Annotated in this window: 5 protein-coding genes and 1 pseudogene; 5 read left to right on the forward strand and 1 reads right to left on the reverse strand. The window is 40.6% G+C overall.

From position 1 onward, the window contains the following. Positions 1-196: 196 nt before the first annotated feature. The 5 genes from QOR82_RS08620 to QOR82_RS08640 all read left to right on the forward strand — a co-directional run bounded on the left by QOR82_RS08620 (position 197) and on the right by QOR82_RS08640 (position 4,682). Positions 197-763 (forward strand): TetR/AcrR family transcriptional regulator, encoded by a 567-nt coding sequence (locus tag QOR82_RS08620; RefSeq protein ID WP_283584342.1) that lies wholly within the window; start codon positions 197-199, stop codon positions 761-763. Between the two features lie 558 nt (positions 764-1,321). Then, a complete protein-coding gene (locus QOR82_RS08625) occupies positions 1,322-3,217 on the forward strand; it encodes a heavy metal translocating P-type ATPase (protein ID WP_283584343.1) in 1,896 nt (631 codons plus the stop codon). 22 nt (positions 3,218-3,239) lie between these two features. Next, the gene (locus QOR82_RS08630) at positions 3,240-3,467 is read left to right on the forward strand and encodes a heavy-metal-associated domain-containing protein (protein ID WP_283584344.1); all 228 of its coding nucleotides are present in this window, start codon (positions 3,240-3,242) and stop codon (positions 3,465-3,467) included. Positions 3,468-3,469: 2 nt separating this feature from the next. Next, positions 3,470-4,015, forward strand: a complete 546-nt coding sequence (locus QOR82_RS08635; RefSeq protein ID WP_283584345.1) for a DNA-binding protein — start codon at positions 3,470-3,472, stop codon at positions 4,013-4,015. Positions 4,016-4,040: 25 nt separating this feature from the next. Further along, positions 4,041-4,682, forward strand: coding sequence for a Crp/Fnr family transcriptional regulator (locus tag QOR82_RS08640; RefSeq protein ID WP_283584346.1), 642 nt, complete (start codon positions 4,041-4,043; stop codon positions 4,680-4,682). A gap of 166 nt (positions 4,683-4,848) precedes the next feature. Here QOR82_RS08640 and QOR82_RS08645 read toward each other — a convergent pair. Beyond that, a pseudogene (locus QOR82_RS08645) lies at positions 4,849-5,307 on the reverse strand (restriction endonuclease); the annotation flags it as partial. Between the last annotated feature and the right edge of the window lie 373 nt (positions 5,308-5,680).

Here is a 5,680-nt window from a genome sequence, read left to right on the forward strand (position 1 = left end):
GCTTAGTGTTTATGCTAATTTTAGTCATAAAAAAATACCCCCAAAGTCGATTTCCAACTTTGGGGGTACGCATCATAATGTTTCACCATTTAGGATTTTTATTGTATGGACAATAAGAACCTTTAATGATACATTTGTATCATGAATTAAATGTTAATTAGCTTAAAATTAGTTGCTTAAAAGCGAAGGTGATACTTTGAATACACATAACTTTAAGAAGAACGCTTATGTCAAAAGACAAATCACTAAAGCAATAATCGAACTTTTGAAAGATAAAGAAATTAAAGAAATAACAATCAATGAATTAGCAGAGAAGTCTGGTACCGGCCGGGTCTCATTTTATCGAAATTTTGATAGTAAAGAGGATATTATCGAACAATACCTTACCAAGGTAATTTCAAACTGGTATCAAAAAAATAAGGATGTTTTCGAGCAAGAAACTCGTGATGATAAGTTATTTGGTAGTTTCTTTAAACTTTTGTCACAACATGCCGAGTTATATCAACTACTGTATAAACGTAAGCTCTTGTACTTACTTAGGCATGCATTAATGAAGTTATTAAGCCCCAAGCCTGAAGATTCCAATTTTTATGCCTACACGGTTGCGTTTGTTGCTGGTGGCCTTTATTCGTGGGTCGAAGAATGGGTTAAGCGTGGGATGCCTGAATCACCAGAGAAAATTGAAGAATTATTAAAGCAAAGAAAAGTTGTTTCCTATAAAATTCCATCGGTAGAGCAGTCTAAAAGTATTACAAAACGTTAGTATTTAACTAACTCAAACTTAAAAGACCAAAGTCGCGCTTAATCAGCGTGGCTCTGGACTTCATTACGTAAAAATAAAAATGCAAGGACTCTTGCGCTATACTTGAGTAGAACAAACCAGCATCTGTCTTTTGACAGGTGTTTTTTATTAGGGGCTATTTATTAAAAATGCACCCTACTTCCTTATCTAAGATAAACAAACAGACATCTTTACCGATGTCTCTGACGGCTTGTTAAAGCAACTAAAGTGATCCCCCTTCGCGACTTACTTAAGGTGTCTCTTCATAGTTCCATATAGTTACAATTTTGTTAACATACTCAAGCTGTTAATATTATGACTTCCTTTCTCATTATGAATAACTGCATCAATAGGCCTCGTTTGCTTGCTTTCTAATGGCTCACGCTTAAGTTCTCTATATCTTCACTCTACTAGCAATACCGATTCGTTTTATTAATAAATTTGGAGCCATTAACTGATGCCTTTTACGAAAAATTGATGATGGTCAATTTAATTAAACTAACGCTTCCCTATACTTAGACGATGAAGGAGGAGTTATAAATGGTTAAGGCACAACAATTTTTTATAAAAAATCGGCGCACCGTCGTAGCGGTAATGGCAGCACTACTATTACTGGCGGAGGTCGGCCGTTTTGCTGGTCACAGTATGGTGGCCTACCAGATTTTTATGGCAATTGCGGGGTTAATTGGGCTAATCCCAATCTTACTAACGGCGATTTCATCGCTAGAGATTCGGCTGATCTCAATTGATGTCCTGGTTAGTCTTGCCGTGATCGGTGCATTCATTATTGGTGAATTTAATGAAGCAGCGATTGTGACCTGGCTGTTTATGCTTGGGGAAGTTCTGGAGGATGCTACACTCCAGAAAACCCGGTCGGCCGTTCAACAATTAGCTAACATGGCCCCGCAGACGGCTCAGGTGGTTAATGATGATGGGACCATCAGTGAAGAGGACGTTGACTTTTTGGATGTGGGAACCATGGTTCAGGTCAAGACGGGCGCCCAGGTACCCGTCGATGGTAAAGTTCGTGACGGAAAAGCTTTGGTAAATGAGGCTAGTATCACTGGTGAGTCTCGTCTGATTACCAAGCAGGCTAACGACGAAGTTTTTGCTGGAACAATTCTGGAGAACGGAACAATCACAGTAGAGACAACGGCTACTGGGGAAGACACTACCTTTGGTAAAATTATTGAACTGGTAGAAGAGGCACAAGATTCCCAGACTAAGGCGCAACGCTTTATCGACCGGTTTGCTAAATACTACACCCCGCTGGTTTTGCTGGTGGCAATTATTGTCGGACTCATAACTTGGGACCTTCGACTAGCAATTACTGTAATGGTGCTTGGCTGTCCTGGTGCCCTGGTTATCGGTGTGCCAGCCTCAACAGTGGCAGGAATCGGTAATGGTGCTCGGCAGGGGATCCTCTTTAAAGGTTCGGACGTCATGGACCGCCTTCGTCATGTTGACACAATCGCCTTTGATAAGACGGGAACGCTGACCTTGGGGCGGCCGGCAGTTAAGGAGCTACTGGTACTGAAGGGAGACCGGCAAACCATTATTGATCAGGCGGTTGCGATTGAGCAACAATCGGATCATCCACTAGCCCAAGCAATTACGGCCTTACCGGTAGAACAGAAGCTGACGCCTGCAGACGTGAAAACAATCAAAGGACAGGGACTTCAGGCAGTAATTACCGGTCAGGAATATCGACTAGGTAACCAGCAACTGGTTGATAAGTTGCTCACGGATAATACGCAACTCAAGGCCGCATCAGAACGACTAGCAAAGGCCGGAAACTCATTAGTAATCTTTGCCAGTGCTGACCGCAGTGAACTAGCTATTTTCGCCATCAAGGATCGACTTCGTCCACAGACGGCACAAGCTTTACAGCAGCTTAAGCAGTTAGGCGTTAAACGGCTGGTAATGCTGACTGGAGACAACCTGGGAACGGCACAAGAAATTGCAGCAGATTTACCAATTAACGAAGTTCATGCAGAAATGCTGCCACAGGATAAAGCACGTTTCATAGAGCAGGAACGCAAGCAGGGCCATCAGGTTGTATTTGTTGGTGACGGGATTAACGATAGTCCAGCACTTTCCGCAGCAGATGTGGCAATCGCAATGGGCTCCGGTACAGATGTCGCAATGGACGTTTCAGACTTGGTTCTTGTGAAATCTGACCTTTCCAACTTAGTAATCGGCATCGCACTCGCTAATCAGACAATGCATACCATGAACGAAAATATTATGATTGCACTTTTGACAGTGCTACTGTTATTCATTGGTCTTTTCGCTGGTTACGTTGAAATGGCTTCAGGAATGCTGATTCATGAACTAAGTATCTTGATTGTAATCTTAAATAGTATGCGACTGATAAAATATTCGCCAAAAGTTGATCACCATCAATTTTTGGTGCCGGCTAACGACTTAGAATAAAACACGTAAGGAAGTGTTTAAAATGGAAAAAGTAATGATGAAACTCGGTGGATTAACCTGTCCATCATGCTTAACAAAAATTCAAAAGAGTGTTGAAAGCGTTGATGGCACTAAGGATGTTAAGGTTCTCTTCAACGCGGGAAAGGTAAAATTCACCCTTGATCCGGCACTAACTTCAACCGATACAGTACAGGAAAACATTGAAAAAATGGGCTACGCAGTCCAAGGAGTTAAGACAAAGGAGCTTTAATTATGACAAGTGCAAAACAGTATGAACAAGAATTGAAACAGAACGATATTGATCACCACACCCCGACGGCCGGGGCCATGACTGGCCATATTATTGCTAACCTACTAATTCATTCTCTTAAGATTAGTCAGGCTAAACTATTTGCTAAGGGAACGGCGGCTTTATTCCTAGACCAAAACGGTGATAAATGGATTAAGTACGAGCAGGAGGAGTTTGCCCACCTTAATAGACTACTCGTTAATAATGGTGAAAGTATTCCAACAACCACCGATCAGTTCAAGCAATTTACGATGCTTGAAGAAGACGGGGCTGTTAAATATAAGCAGGGTGATGACCAATTGTTTTCCCTTGTCAAAGACTTTGATACCCAAATTCTCTTCATTGCGAAAGCAATTGGTTTGGCCGGAAAGGAAGACTGGCCAGAACTGGCCACTAGCTTAACTGCTTTACTAAGTTGGGTTAAAGAACAAATTGCTGTAACCCAACGCTTCTTGGGACATGATCTGCGTACAGGGTTGTATACTGAAGACGATGATGATGATTTTTAGAAGCTAACCAGATGGAGGAAAAACGATGGCAGAGGATCTGTGTGTACGGCTAGTTCCCCTTTTTAACCGGCTGAGTATTGATTTACAACGGCAGGTCGAGCGTCTGGTTCACCACCAGCACGTTCGGCGGGGAACACTTGTTATTAGCCCAACTGATAGTAACCGTTTGGTGATTATTGAACAAGGACAGGGAAAGTTATACCAGTTAAGTACTACGGGAGAAGAACAAGTTCAACAGATCCTAAATACCGGCGACTACGTTGGTGAAACCTGGCTGCTGGGGGTTACTAATAACAGTAACTATGTTGAGATGACCAAAGATGGTGATATCTGTGTTCTGAATCGGGAAGACTTTGCTCGGTTAATTCAGAAACATAGTGATATCGCCTTAAAGCTCCTCGCTGGACAAGCATTAACTATTGATAATCTACGACAGCAGACTCAGCTGATGGGGTTACCAAACATTGAAAGTCGTCTAGCGATGTACCTTAACCAACTTGTTGTAGAGCAGGGCAGTTCGTTAGTTACCCTGCCATTGAAGATGAAAGACTTGTCATCGTACCTCGGGACAACACCAGAAACCCTGTCTCGCAAACTGGCCCAGTTGCAGAAGAATGGGCAAATCGATCGCCATCTACGACAGATTCGGGTGAATAAGCCGCTTTAAAAGAGGTAAAACCGATTGACAATAGATTAACTCATTTAGTTAACATAATTAAGAATAAAAGTCCTGGATATACCAGTCTATATCAAGGACTTTTATTCTTTGCATCTATTAACTGATATTAATCAATTCTGATATATAACAGTGTGATATTCCCCGTCAAACGAAAAAAGGAAAAAAGCTGCCAATTAATACTGGCATGTTCTAATTGTGATAAGCCAATCCGTGTCATTGGCTTAGAAAGACCCTCTAAAGCATTTTCAGCATTCTTATTCCATTCATCAGTAGTACTGACGATAATTCCTGCAGCGTAGTAGTTCTTGCTAAATTCAGCGATAAAGGAATTAATCGTGTCTTTACCAACTTTTCCTCGATAGAACTTTGCTTGAATAGCAGTGAGTTCACCTGTAATACGGTCACGAGCTACTAAGTCTACTCCTGTATCTTTTTTGGGGATGCCATATTGATTTGGAACATCTTTTAGCATCCAAACATCGCTAAATTTATTATGGTAGGTTGGTTCATTTTTCAAGTACGCCAATACCATTTTTTCAAATGCTGTTCCTCGATCACGTTGGTCGTCTATATGACTATTAATTTGTGTGATTAATTCATTAAATGTTGCCATAATTTCATTCCTCAATTACTAAATTTAGTTTGCCTACTAGCTCTGTCTTATCCTTCAATGTAATTACACAAAAGGAAATTTTACTTTTGCCAATTTGGTAATTTCAATACAATACTCTTTACTGTGCAAAATAATATATAGAATAATCAAAGCTAATTATATTATTTCTTTGCATATAATTCTCTTATGTTTTAATTTAAGTTACGACTACTTCAGAGCATCGCAAAATTTACCCAAGTCATAATTAAGTTGCTACATAACACCAATTTCAATGTTAGTTAGTACATATAAATAATAAAAGGGGCTGTGACATAAGTCCCTAATAATAAAGAGAGATGGATAAATCCTTCGGATTTCATTCGTCTCTCTTTTC

It is taken from the genome of Limosilactobacillus difficilis (assembly GCF_947387495.1).
Lineage (GTDB): Bacteria > Bacillota > Bacilli > Lactobacillales > Lactobacillaceae > Limosilactobacillus > Limosilactobacillus difficilis.